Raw genomic sequence first — 21,013 nt, forward strand, 5'->3', positions numbered from 1 at the left:
CTTAGCCGAGGCTGATCTGTACTTCCACACCGGCCGCAAGATCAAGCTTCATAAGTGCGTCAACGGTTTTATCCGTTGGCTGGACGATGTCCAGAACGCGCTTGTGAGTACGGATCTCATACTGGTCGCGCGCGTCTTTGTTGACGTGCGGAGAAACCAGAACAGTGAACCGCTCTTTACGGGTAGGAAGTGGAATCGGACCACGCACCTGTGCACCAGTACGTTTCGCGGTTTCCACGATTTCCTGGGTGGATTGGTCGATCAGACGATGGTCAAAAGCCTTCAACCTGATACGGATTTGCTGATTTTGCATTGGATTTCAGACTCCCAGCTGCTATTCCCACCGGACGCAATACGCCCGTTAAAAGGAGGCGCAATTCTATAGACGGCCCAACCTAGTGTCAACCCAATAAAAAAGCCCCCGCAAGCGGGGGCCCTTTTATCAATCAACGCTTACGCGAGGATCTTGGCTACTACGCCAGCGCCGACGGTACGACCGCCTTCACGAATGGCGAAACGCAGACCTTCTTCCATCGCGATGGTTTTGATCAGGGTAACAGTCATTTGAATGTTATCACCTGGCATTACCATTTCAACGCCTTCTGGCAATTCGCAGTTACCGGTCACGTCAGTTGTACGGAAGTAGAACTGTGGACGGTAGCCTTTGAAGAACGGAGTATGACGGCCGCCTTCTTCTTTGCTCAGAACGTAAACTTCTGCGGTGAACGTGGTGTGCGGCTTAACCGAACCCGGCTTGACCAGAACCTGGCCACGCTCAACGTCTTCACGCTTGGTACCGCGCAACAGCACGCCGCAGTTCTCGCCAGCACGACCTTCGTCGAGCAGCTTACGGAACATTTCAACGCCGGTGCAGGTAGTGGTGACGGTGTCACGCAGACCAACGATCTCGATCGATTCCTGGATCTTGATGATCCCACGCTCGATACGACCTGTTACCACGGTGCCACGACCAGAGATCGAGAACACGTCTTCGATTGGCATCAGGAACGGCTTGTCGATCGCACGCACTGGATCTGGGATGTAGCTGTCCAGAGTCTCAAGCAGCTTAAGAACCGAAGTGGTACCCATTTCGTTATCGTCCAGACCTTCCAGCGCCATACGCGCGGAACCGATAATGATTGGAGTATCGTCACCTGGGAAGTCGTAAGTGCTCAGCAGATCGCGCACTTCCATCTCAACCAGTTCCAACAGCTCAGCGTCGTCTACCAAGTCAGCCTTGTTCAGGTAAACAACGATGTACGGAACACCTACCTGACGGGACAACAGGATGTGCTCGCGAGTCTGAGGCATAGGACCATCAGCTGCCGAGCAAACCAGGATAGCGCCGTCCATCTGCGCAGCACCGGTGATCATGTTCTTCACATAGTCAGCGTGACCTGGGCAGTCAACGTGAGCGTAGTGACGGATCTTGGTGTGGTATTCAACGTGAGCAGTGTTGATGGTGATACCACGAGCCTTTTCTTCCGGCGCGCTATCGATGCTGCCGAAATCAGCTGCTTTACCACCAAACGCTTCTGCAGCCACTCGAGTCAGAGCAGCAGTCAGAGTGGTTTTGCCATGGTCAACGTGACCAATGGTGCCAACGTTGACGTGCGGGAGGGTACGTTCAAATTTTTCTTTAGCCACGACAATTAACTCCTAGCCTAAAGGGGCTGAATCAGCCTTGTTTTTTAGTGACAGCTTCGACGATATGCGCCGGAGCTACATCGTATTTTTTGAATTCCATAGAGTAGCTCGCGCGACCCTGAGACATGGAACGGACGTCGGTCGCATAACCGAACATCTCACCCAACGGAACCTCGGCGCGAATCACTTTGCCGGAAACCGTATCTTCCATACCCAAGATCATGCCGCGACGACGATTCAAGTCGCCCATCACGTCACCCATATAGTCCTCAGGTGTAACAACCTCTACAGCCATGACCGGCTCAAGCAGAACACCACCACCTTTAGTGGCCAACTGCTTGGTCGCCATGGAAGCAGCCACCTTAAACGCCATCTCGTTGGAGTCGACGTCATGGTAAGAACCATCGAACACAGTAGCCTTCAGGCCGATCAGCGGATAGCCGGCAACAACGCCGTTCTTCATCTGCTCTTCGATACCCTTCTGGATAGCCGGGATGAATTCCTTAGGAACCACACCACCCACTACTTCGTTCACGAATTGCAGACCTTCCTGACCTTCGTCAGCAGGAGCAAAACGAATCCAGCAGTGGCCGAACTGACCACGACCGCCGGACTGGCGAACGAACTTGCCTTCGATCTCACAGGCCTTCGTGATTTTTTCACGATAGGAAACCTGTGGCTTACCGATGTTGGCTTCGACGTTGAACTCACGGCGCATCCGGTCTACCAGGATGTCCAGGTGCAACTCGCCCATGCCAGAGATGATCGTTTGACCAGTCTCTTCATCAGTTTTGACGCGGAAAGATGGATCTTCCTGAGCAAGTTTGCCCAGAGCGATACCCATTTTTTCCTGGTCATCCTTAGTCTTTGGCTCAACGGCAACCGAAATAACGGGTTCCGGGAAGTCCATACGAACGAGGATGATCGGCTTGTCGCTCGAGCAAAGGGTGTCACCGGTGGTGACGTCCTTCATACCAATCAAGGCCGCGATGTCACCAGCGCGTACTTCCTTGATCTCTTCACGAGTGTTCGCATGCATTTGCACCATACGACCAACGCGCTCTTTCTTGCCCTTGACCGAGTTGATCACGCCGTCGCCGGAGCTCAACACGCCCGAGTAAACGCGCACGAAAGTCAGAGTACCCACGAATGGGTCGGTAGCAATTTTGAAAGCCAGAGCCGAGAACGGTTCGTCGTCGTTTGCATGACGTTCCATAGCGACTTCTTCGTCATCCGGGTCAGAACCCTTGATGGCTGGAATGTCAGCTGGAGCCGGCAGGAAATCGATAACGGCGTCTAGAACCAGGGGAACGCCCTTGTTCTTGAACGAAGAACCGCAAACAGCAAGAACGATCTCACCAGCGATAGTACGCTGACGCAGAGCAGACTTGATCTCTTCGATGGTGAGTTCTTCACCTTCGAGGTACTTGTTCATCAACTCTTCAGTGGCTTCGGCCGCAGCCTCTACCATGTTGCCGCGCCACTCTTCAGCCAGCTCAAGCATGTCCGCCGGAATTGCTTCGCGGCGTGGAGCCATGCCCTTGTCAGCATCATCCCAGTAGACCGCTTCCATGTTGATCAGATCGATCTGACCCTGGAAGTTATCTTCAGCGCCAATAGCGAGCTGAATAGGGACTGGAGTGTGACCCAGGCGCTGCTTGATCTGAGCGACAACGCGCAGGAAGTTAGCACCCGCACGGTCCATCTTGTTTACGTAAACAAGACGCGGAACACCGTATTTGTTGGCTTGACGCCATACGGTTTCCGACTGAGGCTCAACACCCGAAGTGCCACAGAACACAACGACAGCGCCATCAAGTACGCGCAGCGAACGCTCTACTTCAATAGTGAAGTCAACGTGGCCAGGGGTGTCGATGATGTTGAAGCGATACTTGTCGAACTGCTTGGCAGAACCCGACCAGAAGGCCGTGGTTGCAGCGGAGGTGATAGTGATACCACGCTCCTGCTCCTGCACCATCCAGTCCATGGTCGCGGCGCCATCATGCACCTCGCCCATTTTGTGGTTTACGCCAGTGTAAAAAAGGACGCGCTCGGTGGTGGTGGTTTTACCAGCATCCACGTGAGCTACGATACCAATGTTACGGTAGCGGTTAATCGGAGTAGTACGAGCCATAAAGCCCTCGCAAAATTAGTGATGCCGAAATTAGAAGCGGTAGTGCGAGAAAGCCTTGTTGGCTTCAGCCATACGGTGCACGTCTTCACGCTTCTTAACTGCAGCACCTTTACCTTCAGCAGCGTCCATCAATTCGCCAGCCAAACGCAGAGCCATAGACTTTTCGCCACGCTTGCGCGCGAAGTCTACCAACCAGCGCATTGCCAGTGCGTTACGACGGGATGGACGAACTTCGACCGGAACCTGGTAAGTAGCACCGCCTACACGGCGCGACTTCACTTCGACCAGCGGAGCGATGGCGTCGAGAGCTTTCTCGAAGATTTCCAGGGGGTCGCTGTTCTTGCGTTCTTTAACCTTTTCCAGCGCGCCATAAACGATACGCTCGGCAACGGCTTTCTTGCCGCTTTCCATCACGTGGTTCATGAACTTGGCCAGAATCTGGCTGCCGTATTTTGGATCGTCAAGCACATCGCGCTTGGCTGCTACGCGTCTTCTTGGCATGGATAAGCCCTCAAACGGTCTTCAGGTTAGCTCGGGACCACAGCGCTCTTGCGAGGTGCGCCCGACCTTACTCTTATCGACTCAGAAAAATAGAAATCTGCAATTTATCGCAAAAAACGGCCGATTACTTCGGACGTTTGGTACCGTATTTCGAACGACCTTGGTTACGACCTTTAACGCCGGAAGTATCCAGGGAGCCGCGAACGGTGTGGTAACGAACACCTGGCAAGTCTTTTACACGACCGCCACGAATCAGTACGACGCTGTGCTCTTGCAGGTTGTGACCTTCACCACCGATGTACGAGGAAACCTCGAAACCGTTGGTCAGGCGCACACGGCATACTTTACGCAGTGCCGAGTTTGGTTTTTTCGGCGTAGTTGTATACACACGGGTGCATACGCCACGACGTTGCGGGCAGTTCTGCAGCGCAGGTACGTCGGATTTCTCGACGATACGCTTACGCGGCTGACGTACCAGCTGGTTGATAGTTGCCATCTACTAGCTCCACTGTTGTCTTGCGACGCTATTGTCTTACAAGAAAAGCAAAATGGCAGGACACGAGTCCCGCCAAATTTAGGGGTACAAGAGTCTAAAGAGGATCCTGCCCCCAGTCAAGACAAAGCCCCAACCTCCCCGACCATGAAGACAACAGCATAACGCCATTGCCTTTTGGCCGGGAGGGCCAGGGCTTCAATCTTAATTACCGCTTGAGTTCAACGCTTCGGTCAGTGCAGCTTCGACTTCACTGGCGCTAACACGCAACGGTTTGTCTGCTTCACGGCGACGTTTGCGCTCGCTGTGATAAGCCAGACCGGTACCGGCCGGGATCAAACGACCCACGACCACGTTTTCTTTCAGGCCGCGCAAGTAGTCGCGCTTGCCGGTTACAGCCGCTTCGGTCAGTACCCGCGTTGTCTCCTGGAAGGAGGCTGCGGAGATGAACGACTCGGTGGACAACGATGCCTTGGTGATACCCAGCAACACACGAGTGAACTTGGAAACGAATTTCTCGTCCGCGCTCAGGCGCTCGTTCTCGACCAGAACATGCGTCAACTCCATCTGGTCGCCCTTGATGAAGGTTGAATCGCCAGACTCGGCGATCTCAACTTTACGCAGCATCTGACGAAGAATCGTTTCGATGTGCTTATCGTTGATTTTCACGCCTTGCAGACGATAAACGTCTTGGATCTCGTTAACGATGTACTTGGCCAGCGCACTCACACCCAGCAGACGCAGGATATCGTGTGGATCGCTCGGGCCGTCGGAGATGACTTCACCGCGGTTCACTTGCTCGCCTTCGAAGACGTTCAGGTGACGCCACTTTGGAATCAGCTCTTCGTACAAGTCGCTGCCATCGTTCGGGGTAATGACCAGACGGCGCTTGCCTTTGGTCTCTTTACCGAACGCGATGGTGCCGCTGACCTCAGCCAGAATGGAGGCTTCTTTCGGACGACGCGCTTCGAACAAGTCGGCAACACGCGGCAGACCACCGGTGATGTCACGGGTTTTCGAAGTCTCTTGCGGGATACGGGCGATAACATCACCGATCGCAACCTGCACACCATCCGCAACACCGACCAGGGCGTTAGCCGGCAGGAAGTACTGAGCCGGTACGTCGGTACCTGGCAGCAGCAGATCCTTGCCATCCACACCGACCATCTTAACGGCAGGACGGATGTCCTTACCGGCAGCTGGACGGTCTTTGGCGTCGAGTACTTCGATGTTGGTCATACCGGTCAATTCGTCTGTCTGACGCTTGATCGTGATGCCTTCTTCCATGCCCACGTAGGTCACGGTACCTTTCATCTCGGTGACGATTGGGTGAGTGTGCGGATCCCACTTGGCCACGATTGCGCCAGCGTCGACCTTGTCGCCTTCCTTCACCGAAATCACAGCACCGTACGGCAGCTTGTAACGCTCACGCTCACGACCGTAGTCATCAGCAATAGCCAGTTCACCAGAACGAGACACTGCAACCAGGCAACCATCAACTCGCTCAACGTGCTTCAGGTTGTGCAGGCGGACAGTACCGCCATTCTTCACCTGAACGCTGTCAGCAGCAGAGGTCCGGCTTGCCGCACCACCGATGTGGAACGTACGCATGGTCAGCTGAGTACCCGGCTCACCGATCGACTGCGCAGCGATTACGCCGACAGCTTCACCGATGTTCACCTGATGCCCGCGAGCCAGGTCACGACCGTAGCACTTGGCGCAGATACCGAAACGAGTTTCGCAGCTGATTGGCGAACGTACGATCACTTCATCGATGCTGTTCAGCTCGATGAACTCAACCCACTTCTCGTCAACCAGGGTGCCCGCAGGAACGATGACATCATCGGTACCCGGCTTGAACACGTCACGGGCGATAACTCGACCCAGTACGCGCTCACCCAATGGCTCAACGACGTCGCCGCCTTCAATGTGCGGCGTCATCAGCAGACCGTGCTCGGTACCGCAGTCGACTTCTGTAACCACCAGATCCTGAGCCACGTCTACCAGACGACGAGTCAGATAACCGGAGTTCGCAGTTTTCAACGCGGTATCCGCCAAACCTTTACGAGCACCGTGAGTGGAGATGAAGTACTGAAGTACGCTCAAACCTTCACGGAAGTTCGCAGTGATCGGCGTTTCGATGATCGAGCCATCCGGCTTGGCCATCAAGCCACGCATACCTGCGAGCTGACGAATCTGTGCAGCAGAACCCCGTGCGCCGGAGTCAGCCATCATGTACATCGAGTTGAAGGATTCCTGATCAACTTCGACGCCATGACGGTCGATGACTTTCTCTTTCGAGAGGTTCGACATCATCGCCTTGGAAACTTCGTCGTTGGCCTTGGACCAAAGGTCGATCACCTTGTTGTACTTCTCGCCCTGGGTTACCAGGCCTGAGGCGTACTGACTTTCGATCTCTTTAACTTCTTCGGTCGCAGCGTCGATGATGCGAGCTTTTTCATCAGGGATAACGAAGTCGTTAACACCAATGGAAACACCCGAAATAGTCGAGTAGGCAAAACCGGTATACATCAATTGGTCAGCGAAAATAACGGTCTCTTTCAAACCAACCACGCGGTAGCACTGGTTGATCAGTTTGGAGATCGCTTTTTTCTTCATCGGCTGGTTGACCACGTCGTACGACAGGCCGGCCGGAACCACTTGGAACAACAGCGCACGGCCGACGGTTGTGTCGACGATACGGGTGTTCTTGACGCTGCCACCATCACGATCATTGACGGTTTCGTGGATGCGGACTTTGACTTTGGCATGCAGCGCGGCTTCGCCGGCACGGAACACACGGTCAACTTCCTGCAGATCCGCGAACACACGACCTTCGCCCTTGGCGTTGATCGCTTCACGCGTCATGTAGTACAGACCCAATACAACGTCCTGCGACGGAACGATGATTGGCTCACCGTTGGCTGGCGACAGGATGTTGTTGGTCGACATCATCAGCGCGCGCGCTTCGAGCTGGGCTTCCAGCGTCAGCGGTACGTGAACGGCCATTTGGTCGCCGTCGAAGTCGGCGTTGTACGCAGCACAGACCAACGGGTGAAGCTGAATAGCTTTACCTTCGATCAGAACCGGTTCAAACGCCTGGATACCCAGACGGTGAAGAGTCGGTGCACGGTTGAGGAGAACCGGGTGTTCGCGAATCACTTCAGCGAGAACGTCCCAAACCTCTGGCAACTCGCGCTCAACCATTTTCTTCGCGGCTTTGATGGTGGTGGCGAGGCCACGCATTTCCAACTTACCGAAAATGAACGGCTTGAACAGCTCGAGAGCCATTTTCTTTGGCAGACCGCACTGGTGCAGACGCAGAGCCGGGCCTACGGTAATTACCGAACGACCCGAGTAGTCAACACGCTTACCGAGCAAGTTCTGACGGAAACGACCTTGCTTACCCTTGATCATGTCAGCCAGGGACTTCAGAGGACGCTTGTTCGAACCAGTAATGGCACGGCCACGACGGCCGTTGTCGAGCAAGGCATCGACCGCTTCCTGCAACATACGCTTTTCGTTGCGCACGATGATGTCCGGTGCGGACAGATCAAGCAGGCGCTTCAAGCGGTTGTTACGGTTGATCACTCGACGATACAGATCGTTGAGGTCGGACGTCGCGAAACGACCACCGTCAAGCGGAACCAAAGGACGCAGATCTGGCGGCAGAACCGGCAGAACGGTCAGCACCATCCACTCAGGAAGGTTGCCGGAACCCTGGAAGGCTTCCATCAACTTCAAGCGCTTGGACAGCTTCTTGATTTTGGTTTCGGAGTTGGTTTGCGGAATTTCTTCGCGCAGACGGCCAATCTCGTGTTCCAAGTCGATAGCGTGCAGCAGTTCACGGACAGCTTCAGCACCCATACGGGCGTCGAAGTCATCGCCGAACTCTTCGAGTGCTTCAAAGTACTGCTCGTCGTTGAGCAGTTGACCCTTTTCAAGGGTGGTCATGCCTGGATCGATAACGACATAGCTCTCGAAATAGAGAACGCGTTCGATATCACGCAGGGTCATGTCCATCAGCAAGCCGATACGGGACGGCAGGGACTTCAGGAACCAGATGTGGGCAACTGGCGAGGCCAGTTCGATGTGAGCCATACGCTCGCGACGAACTTTTGCCAGCGCGACTTCTACGCCGCACTTCTCGCAGATCACACCACGATGCTTCAAGCGCTTGTACTTACCGCACAGGCACTCGTAATCCTTTACCGGGCCAAAGATCTTGGCGCAGAACAGGCCGTCACGCTCAGGTTTGAACGTACGGTAGTTGATGGTTTCCGGTTTTTTAACTTCACCGAACGACCACGAACGGATCATCTCAGGCGATGCCAATCCAATACGGATGGCGTCGAACTCTTCGACTTGACCCTGGTTTTTCAGCAAATTCAGTAGGTCTTTCAAGGCCTTTCCTCCTGGCGGAGCAGGGAGAAGGCAATACAGCCCTGCTCCCAATTCGCGTCACGTGTTATTCGGTTTCCAGATCGATATCGATACCGAGCGAACGAATTTCTTTGATCAACACGTTGAAGGACTCGGGCATGCCCGGCTCCATACGGTGATCGCCGTCCACGATGTTTTTGTACATCTTGGTCCGACCGTTCACATCGTCCGACTTCACTGTGAGCATTTCTTGCAGAGTGTAAGCCGCGCCGTATGCTTCCAGCGCCCACACTTCCATCTCCCCGAAACGCTGACCACCGAACTGAGCCTTACCACCCAGCGGCTGCTGGGTAACCAGGCTGTAAGAACCAGTGGAACGCGCGTGCATCTTGTCGTCCACCAAGTGGTTCAGCTTCAGCATGTACATGTAGCCAACTGTTACCGGGCGCTCGAATTTGTTGCCGGTACGACCGTCGAACAGCTGCATCTGGCCGCTTTCTGGCATATCAGCCAGTTTAAGCATTGCCTTGATTTCGCTTTCCTTGGCACCGTCGAACACCGGAGTTGCCATTGGCACGCCGTTGCGAAGGTTCTTCGCGAGATCCAGGATTTCCTTGTCGGTGAAGTCTTCCAGATTTTCCTGGCGACCGCCAATTTCGTTGTAGATCTCGTTGAGGAACTTGCGCAAGTCTGCGACTTTACGCTGCTCTTCAAGCATACGGTTGATCTTCTCACCCAAGCCCTTGGCAGCAAGGCCCAGGTGGGTTTCAAGGATCTGACCGACGTTCATACGCGAAGGTACGCCCAGCGGGTTGAGGACGATATCGACCGGTGTGCCATTGGCATCGTGCGGCATGTCTTCAACTGGCATGATCACGGAGACCACACCTTTGTTACCGTGACGACCAGCCATCTTGTCACCCGGCTGGATGCGACGGCGGATTGCCAGGTAAACCTTGACGATCTTCAGAACGCCAGGTGCCAGGTCATCGCCCTGCTGCAGCTTGCGTTTCTTGTCTTCGAACTTGTCATCCAAAAGACGGCGACGATCAACGATGTAAGCCTGAGCCTTCTCGAGCTGCTCGTTCAGAGCATCTTCAACCATGCGCAGTTTGAACCACTGACCATGCTCGAGACCGTCGAGAATTTCGTCGGTGATGTCCTGACCCTTCTTCAGACCTGCGCCGCCTTCAGCCGTACGGCCTACCAAAGCGGAACGCAGACGTTCGAACGTAGCGCCTTCGACGATACGGAACTCTTCGTTCAAGTCCTTACGGATTTCGTCGAGCTGGATCTTCTCGATGGACAGAGCACGAGCATCACGCTCAACACCGTCACGAGTGAAGACCTGAACGTCGATGACAGTGCCCTTGGTACCCGTAGGTACGCGCAGGGAAGTGTCCTTAACGTCGCTCGCCTTCTCACCGAAGATCGCACGCAACAGTTTTTCTTCTGGTGTCAGCTGGGTCTCGCCTTTCGGAGTGACCTTACCGACCAGAATGTCGCCAGCGCCGACTTCAGCACCGACATAAACGATACCGGCTTCATCAAGCTTGTTCAGTGCAGCTTCACCCACGTTCGGGATGTCTGCAGTGATCTCTTCAGGCCCAAGCTTGGTGTCACGAGCCACACAGGTCAGTTCCTGAATGTGGATCGTGGTGAAACGGTCTTCTTGAACAACACGCTCGGACAGGAGGATGGAGTCTTCGAAGTTGTAACCGTTCCACGCCATGAATGCGATGCGCATGTTCTGACCCAGAGCCAGCTCACCCATATCGGTGGACGGACCGTCAGCCATGATGTCGCTACGCTCAACCCGATCACCCTTGCTCACCAGCGGACGCTGGTTGATGCAGGTGTTCTGGTTGGAACGGGTGTATTTGGTCAGGTTGTAGATGTCTACACCAGCTTCACCGGTTTCAACTTCGTCATCAGCAACACGAACCACGATACGGCTGGCATCGACCGAGTCGATCACGCCGCCACGACGAGCCACGACGCAAACACCGGAGTCACGGGCAACGTTACGCTCCATCCCGGTGCCGACCAGCGGCTTGTCGGAACGCAGGGTCGGTACCGCCTGACGCTGCATGTTCGAACCCATCAACGCACGGTTGGCGTCGTCATGCTCGAGGAACGGGATCAGCGAGGCCGCTACCGAAACTACCTGCTTCGGCGAAACGTCCATCAGCGTCACGTCTTCAGGCGCCTTGACGGTGAATTCGTTGAGGTGACGTACCGCAACCAATTCGTCGATCAGGTGACCGGTGTCGTTCATCGTGGCCGAAGCCTGAGCGATAACGTGATCCGCTTCTTCGATAGCCGAGAGGAACACGATTTCGGTAGTCACCAGTGCGTCTTTAACCACACGGTACGGGCTTTCGAGGAAGCCGTACTGGTTGGTACGCGCATAGGCAGCCAAGGAGTTGATCAGACCAATGTTCGGACCTTCCGGCGTTTCAATCGGGCATACACGACCATAGTGAGTCGGGTGTACGTCACGAACTTCGAAGCCGGCACGTTCACGAGTCAAACCACCAGGGCCGAGTGCAGAGACACGACGCTTGTGGGTGATCTCGGACAGCGGGTTGTTCTGGTCCATGAACTGCGAAAGCTGGCTGGAACCGAAGAACTCTTTGACCGCGGCTGCGACTGGCTTGGCGTTGATCAGGTCTTGAGGCATCAGACCTTCGCTTTCCGCCATCGACAGACGCTCTTTGACCGCACGCTCTACACGTACCAGGCCAACGCGGAACTGGTTTTCGGCCATTTCGCCAACACAACGAACACGACGGTTACCCAAGTGGTCGATGTCATCGACGATGCCTTTGCCGTTACGGATATCAACCAGCGTCTTCAGGACGGCGACGATATCTTCTTTGCACAACACACCCGAACCTTCGATCTCGGTACGACCGATACGACGGTTGAACTTCATCCGACCGACTGCAGACAGGTCATAGCGCTCAGGGCTGAAGAACAGGTTGTTGAACAGCGTTTCGGCTGCATCTTTGGTCGGTGGCTCACCAGGACGCATCATGCGATAGATCTCGACCAGCGCTTCCAATTGGTTGCTGGTGGAGTCGATCTTCAGCGTGTCAGAGACAAACGGACCGCAATCGATATCGTTGGTGTACAACGTTTCGACACGGACAACCTGAGCCTTGGCGATTTTTGCCAGAATCTCGGTGTTCAGCTCCGTGTTGCATTCGGCAATGATTTCGCCGGTCGCTGGATGCACGATGATCTTGGCGGTAGTGCGACCCAGGACATAGTCCATAGGCACTTCCAGCTCTTTGATCCCGGCTTTTTCCATCTGGTTTACATGGCGAGCGGTGATCCGACGACCTTGTTCGACAATGACTTTGCCTTTGTCGTCCAAGATGTCAATAGCCGCAATTTCACCACGAAGACGCTGAGGAATCAGCTCCAGATTCAGGTTTTCACCCTGCACATGGAAAATGTTGGTGGTATAGAACGCATCGAGCACTTGCTCAGTCGTATAGCCCAGCGCGCGCAACAATACGGACGCAGGCAGCTTACGACGACGGTCGATACGAACGAACACGCAGTCTTTCGGGTCGAACTCGAAGTCCAGCCACGAGCCGCGGTATGGAATGATACGCGCGGAATAAAGCAGCTTACCGGAGCTGTGCGTCTTACCGCGGTCGTGGTCGAAGAACACGCCCGGGGAACGGTGCAACTGGGAAACGATTACGCGCTCGGTACCGTTGATTACGAAGGTACCGTTCTCAGTCATCAGGGGAATTTCACCCATGTAGACTTCTTGCTCTTTGATGTCCTTGATCGCTTTATTCGACGATTCTTTGTCGAAAATGATCAAACGGACCTTGACCCGCAAAGGCACAGCGTAAGTCACTCCGCGCAGCACGCACTCTTTGACATCAAATGCCGGTTCGCCCAAGCGATAACCCACATACTCCAGCGCAGCATTGCCGGAGTAGCTGATGATCGGGAAAACGGATTTGAAGGCTGCATGCAGACCGACGTCGCGGAACTGATCTTTGGTAGCTCCCGCTTGCAGGAATTCGCGATACGAATCCAGCTGGATGGCCAGGAGATAAGGCACATCCATTACGTCCGGCAACTTGCTAAAGTCCTTGCGGATACGTTTTTTCTCAGTATATGAGTAAGCCATCAGCGTTCCCCAGCTTGGTCACCTGCTTGTTTGGCTTCTCCCGACGGGAGCAGCCAGAAAATCGTGCAAACCCCTTGGTTTGCACCACCCGCATCGGGTGGCTCTTACACGTTACAGATGCTGACCAGGCCAGCCATCTATAACGGAAAAAGGCCGGTGGCAAGAGCCACCAGCCATCAGCCTTTCGCTTAACGCTTGGGCTGGATACGCAAAGTCGATGCTTATTTCAGCTCGACTTTAGCGCCTGCTTCTTCCAGAACAGCTTTGGCTTTGTCAGCAGCATCTTTCGATACAGCTTCCAGAACGATGCCAGGAGCGCCGTCAACTACAGCTTTGGCTTCTTTCAAGCCCAGGCCAGTCAGTTCACGTACAGCCTTGATCACGTTAACTTTCTTCTCGCCAGTTTCGGTCAACATAACGTTGAATTCAGTCTGCTCTTCAACAACAGCGGCAGCAGCAGCTGGGCCGGCGGAAGCAGCGGCAGCAGAAACGCCGAATTTTTCTTCGAAAGCTTTGATCAGCTCAACAACCTGCAGAACGGACATTTCAGCTACGGCGTTGAGGATATCGTCTTGAGAGATAGACATGACTCTAATTCCTGATTTGGGGACGGCCTACGCGGCCATCGAAATAAACAAAAATACGCGAGAAGAAGTGCTCAGCCTTAAGCTGCGGCCGCTTCTTTTTGTTCGCGAACAGCCGCCAGAGTACGAGCCAACTTGCTGGTAGCGCCTTGAATCACGCTCATCAGCTGAGAAATAGCTTCGTTACGGGTCGGCAGAGTTGCCAGTACGTCGATCTGATTAGCTGCGAGGAACTTGCCCTCGAACGCAGCTGCCTTGATCTCGAACTTATCCTGACCTTTGGCGAATTCCTTGAACAAACGGGCAGCAGCGCCAGGGTGTTCGTTGGAGAACGCAACCAAGGTCGGGCCTGTGAACACGTCGTTGAGCACGTCATATTGAGTGCCTGCAACGGCGCGTCGCAGCAAGGTGTTACGTACAACGCGTACGTAAACGCCTGCTTCACGGGCCTCTTTACGGAGTCCGGTCATAGCGCTTACTGTCACACCGCGGGCATCAGCCACGACAGCGGACAGAGCTACTTTGGCAGCCTCGTTGACTTCAGCGACGATGGCCTTCTTGTCTTCGAGTTTAATTGCCACGGGTTAACTCCTGCTTGTTACCGTTTCATCCAACCGAGGTCGGATGTCGTTTTGGTGTCTGATTCGGTAAGGAACCGGGAGCACCATCTGCGTAGGCTTGAGGTTTAAGACTTTCGCCGCCTACGGTCTTGGATAGCCCCCGCCAGGCAGGGACCCCAATCTTTCATAGGTGCAGTCGCCTGCACCCATTTGTCTTACGCGTCCAGCGAGCCTTGGTCGATGACCAGACCTGGGCCCATAGTGGTGCTCAGGGTAACGCGCTTGACATAAATACCTTTCGAAGAAGCTGGCTTGATACGCTTCAAATCAGCGATCAACGCTTCAACGTTTTCCTTCAACTTGACAGCGTCGAAACCGACTTTGCCAACGGAAGTGTGGATGATGCCGTTTTTGTCGGTGCGATAACGAACCTGACCAGCCTTGGCGTTTTTAACCGCCGTGGCTACGTCTGGCGTCACAGTGCCGACTTTAGGGTTAGGCATCAGGCCACGTGGGCCGAGGATCTGACCCAACTGACCAACAACACGCATCGCGTCCGGGGAGGCGATAACAACGTCGAAGTTCAGGTTGCCGGCTTTCATTTCGGCGGCCAGGTCGTCCATACCAACACGATCAGCGCCAGCAGCCAGAGCAGCTTCAGCAGCAGGGCCCTGGGTGAACACAGCAACGCGAACAGTTTTGCCAGTGCCGTGCGGAAGCACGGTTGCACTGCGAACAACCTGATCGGATTTACGCGGGTCAACACCAAGGTTAACCGCAACGTCAACAGATTCGCTGAACTTGACCGTCGACAGCTCGGTCAACAGAGCAGCTGCGTCTGCGAAGTTATAAGCTTTGCCCGGCTCAATTTTAGCCGCGATAGCTTTTTGGCGCTTAGTCAACTTAGCCATTACACACCCTCCACGTTAAGGCCCATGCTACGAGCAGAGCCAGCGATGGTACGCACAGCGGCGTCCATATCACTTGCTGTCAGATCCGCGTTTTTGGTTTTCGCGATTTCTTCCAGCTGAGCACGGGTCACGGTGCCAACCTTAACGGTGTTCGGACGAGCGGAACCGCTAGTCAGACCAGCAGCCTTCTTCAGCAGAACCGAAGCAGGTGTGGATTTGGTTTCGAAAGTGAAGCTACGGTCGCTGTAGACAGTGATGATCACTGGAGTCGGCAGACCTGCTTCAAGACCCTGAGTACGGGCGTTGAAAGCCTTGCAGAATTCCATGATGTTCACGCCATGCTGACCCAGAGCAGGACCAACAGGTGGGCTTGGGTTAGCCTGAGCGGCCTTCACTTGCAGCTTGATGTAAGCGGTAATTTTCTTGGCCATGAGGCACTCCAATTACGGGTTCAGACGCCTAAAAAGGCTCCCCGGTTACTTGCGCGTTTATCCCAGTGACGACAAAACCCCACAGCCTAGGGCTGCGGGGTTGGGATTTTCGTTCAGCTATGCCTTTTCGACCTGGCTGAACTCTAACTCTACCGGAGTAGAGCGACCGAAAATAAGCACAGCCACTTGGATCCGGCTTTTTTCGTAGTTAACTTCTTCAACCGTGCCGTTAAAATCAGCGAATGGACCGTCGGTGACACGAACAACTTCACCTGGCTCGAACAGTGTTTTTGGCTTCGGTTTGTCGCTACCATCAGCGACGCGACGCAGAATCGCTTCTGCCTCTTTATCAGTGATCGGTGCTGGCTTATCAGCAGTACCGCCGATGAAACCCATCACACGAGGAGTGTCCTTGACCAAGTGCCAAGTACCCTCATTCATATCCATCTGTACCAGCACATAGCCTGGAAAGAATTTGCGCTCGCTTTTGCGTTTCTGGCCATTACGCATTTCAACCACTTCTTCAGTGGGAACCAGAATTTCGCCGAAGCCTTCTTCCATGCCAGCCAGCTTCACACGCTCAAGCAGAGAGCGCATGACATGCTTCTCATAACCGGAGTAAGCATGCACTACGTACCAACGCTTAGCCACGGGACACCCTTAGCCGACAATCAAAGAAACAAGCCAACCGAGCAGGGAATCTAAACCCCACAACAGCAGCGCCATAACCAACACAACAGCCACAACAATCAATGTGGTCTGCGTAGTTTCTTGGCGAGTAGGCCAAACGACTTTACGAATCTCGGTACGAGCCTCCTTTGCCAACACGAAGAAAGCTTTACCTTTTCCTGTCTGCAAACCAACAAAGGCAGCAGCAGCAGCAATAGCAAGCAATACAAGCACGCGGTACAGGATCGGTTCCGCTGAGTAGTACTGATTGCCGACAACACCTACGACCACCAAAACGGCTACCAGGAGCCATTTAAGCAGGTCAAAGCGAGAGTCTTGGGCTTCAGCCTTGGGAGTCATCTACGAGGATCCTGTGAAAAGAAAGCCAGATTAACACCGAGTGAATCTGGCAGGTCAGGAGGGAATCGAACCCCCAACCTACGGTTTTGGAGACCGTCGCTCTGCCAATTGAGCTACTGACCTAAAAGCAAAATTAGGCCGACCATTATGCCGGCCCAACAAGAGTTTTTCAACAACTTACTCGATGATTTTAGCTACGACACCCGCGCCGACGGTACGACCGCCCTCACGAATAGCGAAACGAAGACCATCCTCCATCGCAATCGGCTGAATCAGGGTGACAACCATTTTCACGTTGTCACCAGGCATTACCATCTCAATGCCCTCTGGCAATTCACAGTTACCGGTCACATCCGTTGTACGGAAGTAAAACTGTGGACGGTAACCTTTGAAGAATGGCGTATGACGACCACCCTCTTCCTTGCTCAGAATATACACTTCACCTTCGAACCTGGTATGCGGCCTGACAGAGCCCGGCTTGGCCAAAACCTGACCTCGCTGAACATCATCACGTTTGGTGCCGCGCAACAGTACTCCGACATTCTCGCCCGCACGACCTTCATCGAGCAGCTTCCGAAACATTTCAACACCCGTACACGTCGTCTTTATGGTGGGAACGATACCGATAATCTCGATCTCTTCCTGCACCCTGACGATGCCACGCTCAACGCGACCCGTTACAACCGTACCGCGACCCGAGATCGAGAACACATCTTCGATCGGCATCAGGAACGGCTTGTCGACTGCACGCTCAGGCTCTGGAATATAACTGTCCAGAGTATCAACCAATTTACGGACGGCTGTCGTGCCCATTCCGCCTTCATCCTGACCATTCAACGCCATCAAAGCGGAACCAATCACGATCGGGGTTTCATCACCCGGAAAACCGTACGCACTCAGCAGATCCCGGACTTCCATTTCGACCAATTCAAGCAACTCTTGATCGTCAACCATGTCAGCCTTATTCAGGAAGACAACAATATATGGAACCCCAACCTGACGAGACAACAAAATGTGTTCACGAGTCTGCGGCATTGGACCATCAGCCGCAGAGCACACTAGGATCGCGCCATCCATCTGAGCAGCTCCGGTAATCATGTTTTTCACATAATCAGCGTGGCCAGGACAGTCAACATGAGCGTAGTGACGGATCGCAGAATCATATTCAACGTGCGACGTGTTGATTGTAATGCCGCGCGCCTTTTCTTCAGGAGCATTATCGATTTGAGAGAAGTCACGAGCAGAACCACCGAATGCTTCAGCGCATACTTTGGTCAGAGCTGCAGTCAAGGTCGTCTTTCCATGGTCAACGTGACCTATGGTACCAACGTTCAAGTGCGGCTTCTTGCGTTCGAACTTTTCTTTAGCCATCGACACCATCTCCAATAGAAGAATGAATCTTGACCGCTTAAAACAAAGGCAGATATTTTCATATCTGCCTTGGTAATGGAGCTCTTGAGCAGATTCGAACTGCTGACCTCACCCTTACCAAGGGTGTGCTCTACCAACTGAGCTACAAGAGCGAAACACATTGCACCAACAGCAAACTTGGAGCGGGTAGCGGGAATCGAACCCGCATCATCAGCTTGGAAGGCTGAGGTTCTACCGCTAAACTATACCCGCGGCGCTTGCTGCTAACGCTGAAATTTGGTGGAGGGGGAAGGATTCGAACCTTCGAAGTCGTAGACGTCAGATTTACAGTCTGATCCCTTTGGCCGCTCGGGAACCCCTCCTGAACGAGGCAGCATTTTCAACTCATGCTACCCTTCTGTCAACTATTTTCTCATTAAAAACCTGAGGTTACATTCGCTGACAACAACTCTACAGGTGACGCTGTTAACGCCACGCTGCGAAGCGGGCGCCATTCTATGCAAACTAATCCGTAGTTGCAATGCCCTCACAAGACATTATTTTGTTTTTTAGCTGTGAGAAGTCCTGAGTGAGTTCCTGAATCAGGCCCTCATCCACAAGCCGTCGACTCGACGGAGCAACCCTCAACCAATAACCAGCCGTAGAACCTGCCGCGGGAGACTGAAACTGCGACTGTATATCGAGGCTCGTTAACCGCTGCTCAACCAGGCGTGCATCCTCCTGACGAACAAAACCACCCAGATACAGGCACTTTTCCTCAGCCTCATGGGGAGCAGAAGGGTTTTCGCGCGCAGCATCAGACTCACTCAGCAGATGAATATCTTGCTGAGAACCTCGATACAACGACAAGGAAATAACCTCCTTGGCCCGCAGAGGTGCTTCCTGCTGATGCCATATGTAATAGAAGGCATTGAGCATCAATAGCAAAAGAAATAGCCAGCGCATAGCAACCTCAAGGCAATGGACAAGCCAGGGCCAGCCCCACGAAAACCAGATCAGGCATCATTCGCGCGTCCGGCAAAATCCCCCCAATCAAATCCGCATCGCCGCCCGTAACAAAAACGGTGAAATCGTCCTTCCAATGATCGCGAGCCATGCTCAATTGAGTCAGTACAAAACCTCGCGCCATCAACGAACACCCACGCTCCACCGCCTCAGCTGTCGAGCGTCCTGGGGCGAAGTTGATCAGTGCGCGCTCCGCAGCAGCATCGTCGTAGCGAATCCGTCGTGTATGTGTACGCAGCTGATTGCGCATCAAGGGCATACCCGGACAGATAAAACCTCCCAGGTGCTGCCCATCGGGTGCAACAAAATCGGACGTGATAGCAGTCCCCAGATCCAGCACCAAGCACGCGCCACCTGCCAGATGATACGCACCCACTATGGCAAGCCACCGATCCAGGCCTAGCAGCTCATATTCGTCATAACCATTTGTTACGCCGGCCATAAGCCTCGCAGGAGCGGCATACATGACGTCTATCGAAAAGGCCTTGACCAGAACAGCGACCAACTGGGCCGTTTCCTCGTTGCTGCGCACGCTTACCAATCTACAGCGAGCCAAGCGCAGACCCGGCACCTGATGAAGAGCCCGTAGCAGCGCCTCATCACAATCGACAATACCTCCCACGACTGCCGATGGAGCATCCTCGTGAATTACCCGCCATTTGATGAAGCTGTTACCGCAATCAAGTTCAAGAATCATCACGCAGCCTCAAACTGAGCTCACCACCACTAAAAGTTTTCTCCTGCGAACCCACCCTCAACCGCAGAGCACCTTGCGCATCAACCCCTAAAACCACACCCTCAACGCTACTGGCTCCCGCGAGCAGCGTAACGGCTCGCCCCTGCCATAAGTGCCCCTGCTCCCACTCAGCCTGAAAAGCGGGGAATCCATTTTGCCGATGAATACTTAAATAGCGCTCAAGCGTGCGATTCAGTCGCGCGATCAAGTCATTACGATCTGACAAGACGCCGGTTTCAAGTCGGACAGAAGTCCAAAGCTGATCGACTTCGGACGCCGCTTGCATATTTACGTTGATGCCTATGCCTATTACAACGTGACAGACATCAGCGGGATCTCCCACCAACTCTAATAGAACGCCTGCAATCTTGCGCTGCCCGACAAGAATGTCATTCGGCCATTTCAGGCCGGCATTCTCGACCCCCACTCCACGGAGGGTCTGCATCACCGCCAGCCCCACAAGCAGGCTCAAGCCCTCAAGCTGGCGCATACCGCCTTCAACTCTCAAGACCAGGCTGTAGTAGATATTCTCCGCAAATGGACTTACCCATTTACGCCCGCGTCGCCCTCTGCCGGCAGTTTGCCGCTCAGCGAGTACAAGCACTGGCATATCATGGCCGCGCTCAATTGCGCGTAGCGCCTCTGCATTGGTGGAGTCGATTGAATCGAAGGTCAGGATTGGCCACGCAGGAGAAGAACCCGCGATGGAGATTTCATCCCGATCCAGTAGCGATATCGGATCGGCCAAGCGGTAGCCTCGACCTCTTACTTTATGGATCTCAAGACTCAACTCCGCTTCGAGCTGCTGCAGCTGCTTCCATACAGCACTGCGACTGACTCCAAGAGCATGGCCCAGGGCTTGCCCCGAATGAAAATTGCCATCCTTAAGAAGCTTCAATAACGTCAGCATGCGGATATCGCCTAACAATGAGGCACGCATAATAGCCACCCGGCCCGCTAATGCATAGAAACGAAAATGTGTTTATCAACCGCACAAACAAAACCCCTGTTTGCGTAAGCAAACAGGGGTTTCGGAATTCAATCTTGACGATGACCTACTCTCACATGG

17 protein-coding genes and 4 tRNA genes are annotated in these 21,013 nt (G+C 54.0%); all 21 read right to left on the minus strand.

Annotation, left to right across the window (positions count from 1 at the left end; genetic code table 11):
• Nucleotide 1 precedes the first annotated feature (1 nt).
• Complete coding sequence (rpsJ, locus tag QN399_RS24255) at nt 2-313, minus strand: 30S ribosomal protein S10 (RefSeq protein ID WP_003186070.1); 312 nt, start codon at nt 311-313, stop codon at nt 2-4.
• Between the two features lie 140 nt (nt 314-453).
• Nucleotides 454-1,647, minus strand: a complete 1,194-nt coding sequence (tuf, locus tag QN399_RS24260; protein WP_219062788.1) for an elongation factor Tu — start codon at nt 1,645-1,647, stop codon at nt 454-456.
• Nucleotides 1,648-1,678: 31 nt separating this feature from the next.
• Nucleotides 1,679-3,781, minus strand: coding sequence for an elongation factor G (fusA, locus tag QN399_RS24265; protein ID WP_322182373.1), 2,103 nt, complete (start codon nt 3,779-3,781; stop codon nt 1,679-1,681).
• 30 nt (nt 3,782-3,811) lie between these two features.
• A complete protein-coding gene (rpsG, locus tag QN399_RS24270) occupies nt 3,812-4,282 on the minus strand; it encodes a 30S ribosomal protein S7 (protein ID WP_003400433.1) in 471 nt (156 codons plus the stop codon).
• 124 nt (nt 4,283-4,406) lie between these two features.
• The gene (rpsL, locus tag QN399_RS24275; protein ID WP_003186084.1) at nt 4,407-4,778 is read right to left on the minus strand and encodes a 30S ribosomal protein S12; all 372 of its coding nucleotides are present in this window, start codon (nt 4,776-4,778) and stop codon (nt 4,407-4,409) included.
• Nucleotides 4,779-4,979: 201 nt separating this feature from the next.
• Nucleotides 4,980-9,179, minus strand: a complete 4,200-nt coding sequence (rpoC, locus tag QN399_RS24280) for a DNA-directed RNA polymerase subunit beta' (RefSeq protein WP_219062790.1) — start codon at nt 9,177-9,179, stop codon at nt 4,980-4,982.
• A gap of 64 nt (nt 9,180-9,243) precedes the next feature.
• Nucleotides 9,244-13,317: a DNA-directed RNA polymerase subunit beta gene (gene rpoB / locus QN399_RS24285; RefSeq protein ID WP_322182396.1), complete on the minus strand. Its 4,074-nt coding sequence runs from the start codon at nt 13,315-13,317 to the stop codon at nt 9,244-9,246.
• 221 nt (nt 13,318-13,538) lie between these two features.
• On the minus strand, nt 13,539-13,904 hold the full coding sequence (rplL, locus tag QN399_RS24290; RefSeq protein WP_219062792.1) for a 50S ribosomal protein L7/L12: 366 nt from the start codon (nt 13,902-13,904) through the stop codon (nt 13,539-13,541).
• Between the two features lie 77 nt (nt 13,905-13,981).
• Nucleotides 13,982-14,482, minus strand: coding sequence for a 50S ribosomal protein L10 (gene rplJ / locus QN399_RS24295; RefSeq protein WP_219062794.1), 501 nt, complete (start codon nt 14,480-14,482; stop codon nt 13,982-13,984).
• A gap of 194 nt (nt 14,483-14,676) precedes the next feature.
• Complete coding sequence (gene rplA / locus QN399_RS24300; RefSeq protein WP_219062796.1) at nt 14,677-15,372, minus strand: 50S ribosomal protein L1; 696 nt, start codon at nt 15,370-15,372, stop codon at nt 14,677-14,679.
• Complete coding sequence (rplK, locus tag QN399_RS24305; protein ID WP_219062797.1) at nt 15,372-15,803, minus strand: 50S ribosomal protein L11; 432 nt, start codon at nt 15,801-15,803, stop codon at nt 15,372-15,374. The genes rplA and rplK overlap by 1 nt, the downstream gene beginning before the upstream one ends.
• Nucleotides 15,804-15,920: 117 nt before the next feature.
• Entirely contained in the window at nt 15,921-16,454 is a 534-nt protein-coding gene (gene nusG, locus QN399_RS24310) for a transcription termination/antitermination protein NusG (protein ID WP_219062798.1), read from the minus strand.
• Nucleotides 16,455-16,463: 9 nt separating this feature from the next.
• Nucleotides 16,464-16,832, minus strand: a complete 369-nt coding sequence (gene secE / locus QN399_RS24315; RefSeq protein WP_219062800.1) for a preprotein translocase subunit SecE — start codon at nt 16,830-16,832, stop codon at nt 16,464-16,466.
• Between the two features lie 47 nt (nt 16,833-16,879).
• A tRNA-Trp gene (locus QN399_RS24320) sits at nt 16,880-16,955 on the minus strand.
• Nucleotides 16,956-17,009: 54 nt separating this feature from the next.
• The gene (tuf, locus tag QN399_RS24325; RefSeq protein WP_322182399.1) at nt 17,010-18,203 is read right to left on the minus strand and encodes an elongation factor Tu; all 1,194 of its coding nucleotides are present in this window, start codon (nt 18,201-18,203) and stop codon (nt 17,010-17,012) included.
• A 76-nt stretch (nt 18,204-18,279) separates the two neighbouring features.
• A tRNA-Thr gene (locus QN399_RS24330) sits at nt 18,280-18,355 on the minus strand.
• A gap of 26 nt (nt 18,356-18,381) precedes the next feature.
• A tRNA-Gly gene (locus QN399_RS24335) sits at nt 18,382-18,455 on the minus strand.
• Between the two features lie 25 nt (nt 18,456-18,480).
• Nucleotides 18,481-18,565: transfer RNA gene (locus QN399_RS24340), tRNA-Tyr, on the minus strand.
• Nucleotides 18,566-18,707: 142 nt separating this feature from the next.
• Complete coding sequence (locus QN399_RS24345; protein ID WP_322182402.1) at nt 18,708-19,148, minus strand: hypothetical protein; 441 nt, start codon at nt 19,146-19,148, stop codon at nt 18,708-18,710.
• A 7-nt stretch (nt 19,149-19,155) separates the two neighbouring features.
• Entirely contained in the window at nt 19,156-19,905 is a 750-nt protein-coding gene (locus QN399_RS24350) for a pantothenate kinase (protein WP_322182404.1), read from the minus strand.
• Nucleotides 19,895-20,854 carry a bifunctional biotin--[acetyl-CoA-carboxylase] ligase/biotin operon repressor BirA gene (gene birA / locus QN399_RS24355; protein WP_322182894.1) on the minus strand — a complete coding sequence of 320 codons (960 nt, stop codon included), beginning with the start codon at nt 20,852-20,854 and terminating at the stop codon, nt 19,895-19,897. The genes QN399_RS24350 and birA overlap by 11 nt, the downstream gene beginning before the upstream one ends.
• Nucleotides 20,855-21,013: the final 159 nt, after the last annotated feature.

The sequence above is a fragment of the Pseudomonas sp. 10C3 genome (genome assembly GCF_036346185.1).
Classification (GTDB): domain Bacteria; phylum Pseudomonadota; class Gammaproteobacteria; order Pseudomonadales; family Pseudomonadaceae; genus Aquipseudomonas.

Bases quoted from the DNA above. Each gene is read 5' to 3' on its own strand.
- rpsJ (WP_003186070.1), bottom strand. From the start codon at position 313: ATGCAAAATCAGCAAATCCGTATCAGGTTGAAGGCTTTTGACCATCGT.
- fusA (WP_322182373.1), bottom strand. From the start codon at position 3,781: ATGGCTCGTACTACTCCGATTAACCGCTACCGTAACATTGGTATCGTA.
- rpsG (WP_003400433.1), bottom strand. From the start codon at position 4,282: ATGCCAAGAAGACGCGTAGCAGCCAAGCGCGATGTGCTTGACGATCCA.
- rpsL (WP_003186084.1), bottom strand. From the start codon at position 4,778: ATGGCAACTATCAACCAGCTGGTACGTCAGCCGCGTAAGCGTATCGTC.
- rpoB (WP_322182396.1), bottom strand. From the start codon at position 13,317: ATGGCTTACTCATATACTGAGAAAAAACGTATCCGCAAGGACTTTAGC.
- rplL (WP_219062792.1), bottom strand. From the start codon at position 13,904: ATGTCTATCTCTCAAGACGATATCCTCAACGCCGTAGCTGAAATGTCC.
- rplA (WP_219062796.1), bottom strand. From the start codon at position 15,372: ATGGCTAAGTTGACTAAGCGCCAAAAAGCTATCGCGGCTAAAATTGAG.
- rplK (WP_219062797.1), bottom strand. From the start codon at position 15,803: ATGGCCAAGAAAATTACCGCTTACATCAAGCTGCAAGTGAAGGCCGCT.
- secE (WP_219062800.1), bottom strand. From the start codon at position 16,832: ATGACTCCCAAGGCTGAAGCCCAAGACTCTCGCTTTGACCTGCTTAAA.
- tuf (WP_322182399.1), bottom strand. From the start codon at position 18,203: ATGGCTAAAGAAAAGTTCGAACGCAAGAAGCCGCACTTGAACGTTGGT.
- QN399_RS24345 (WP_322182402.1), bottom strand. From the start codon at position 19,148: ATGCGCTGGCTATTTCTTTTGCTATTGATGCTCAATGCCTTCTATTAC.
- QN399_RS24350 (WP_322182404.1), bottom strand. From the start codon at position 19,905: ATGATTCTTGAACTTGATTGCGGTAACAGCTTCATCAAATGGCGGGTA.
- birA (WP_322182894.1), bottom strand. From the start codon at position 20,854: ATGCTGACGTTATTGAAGCTTCTTAAGGATGGCAATTTTCATTCGGGG.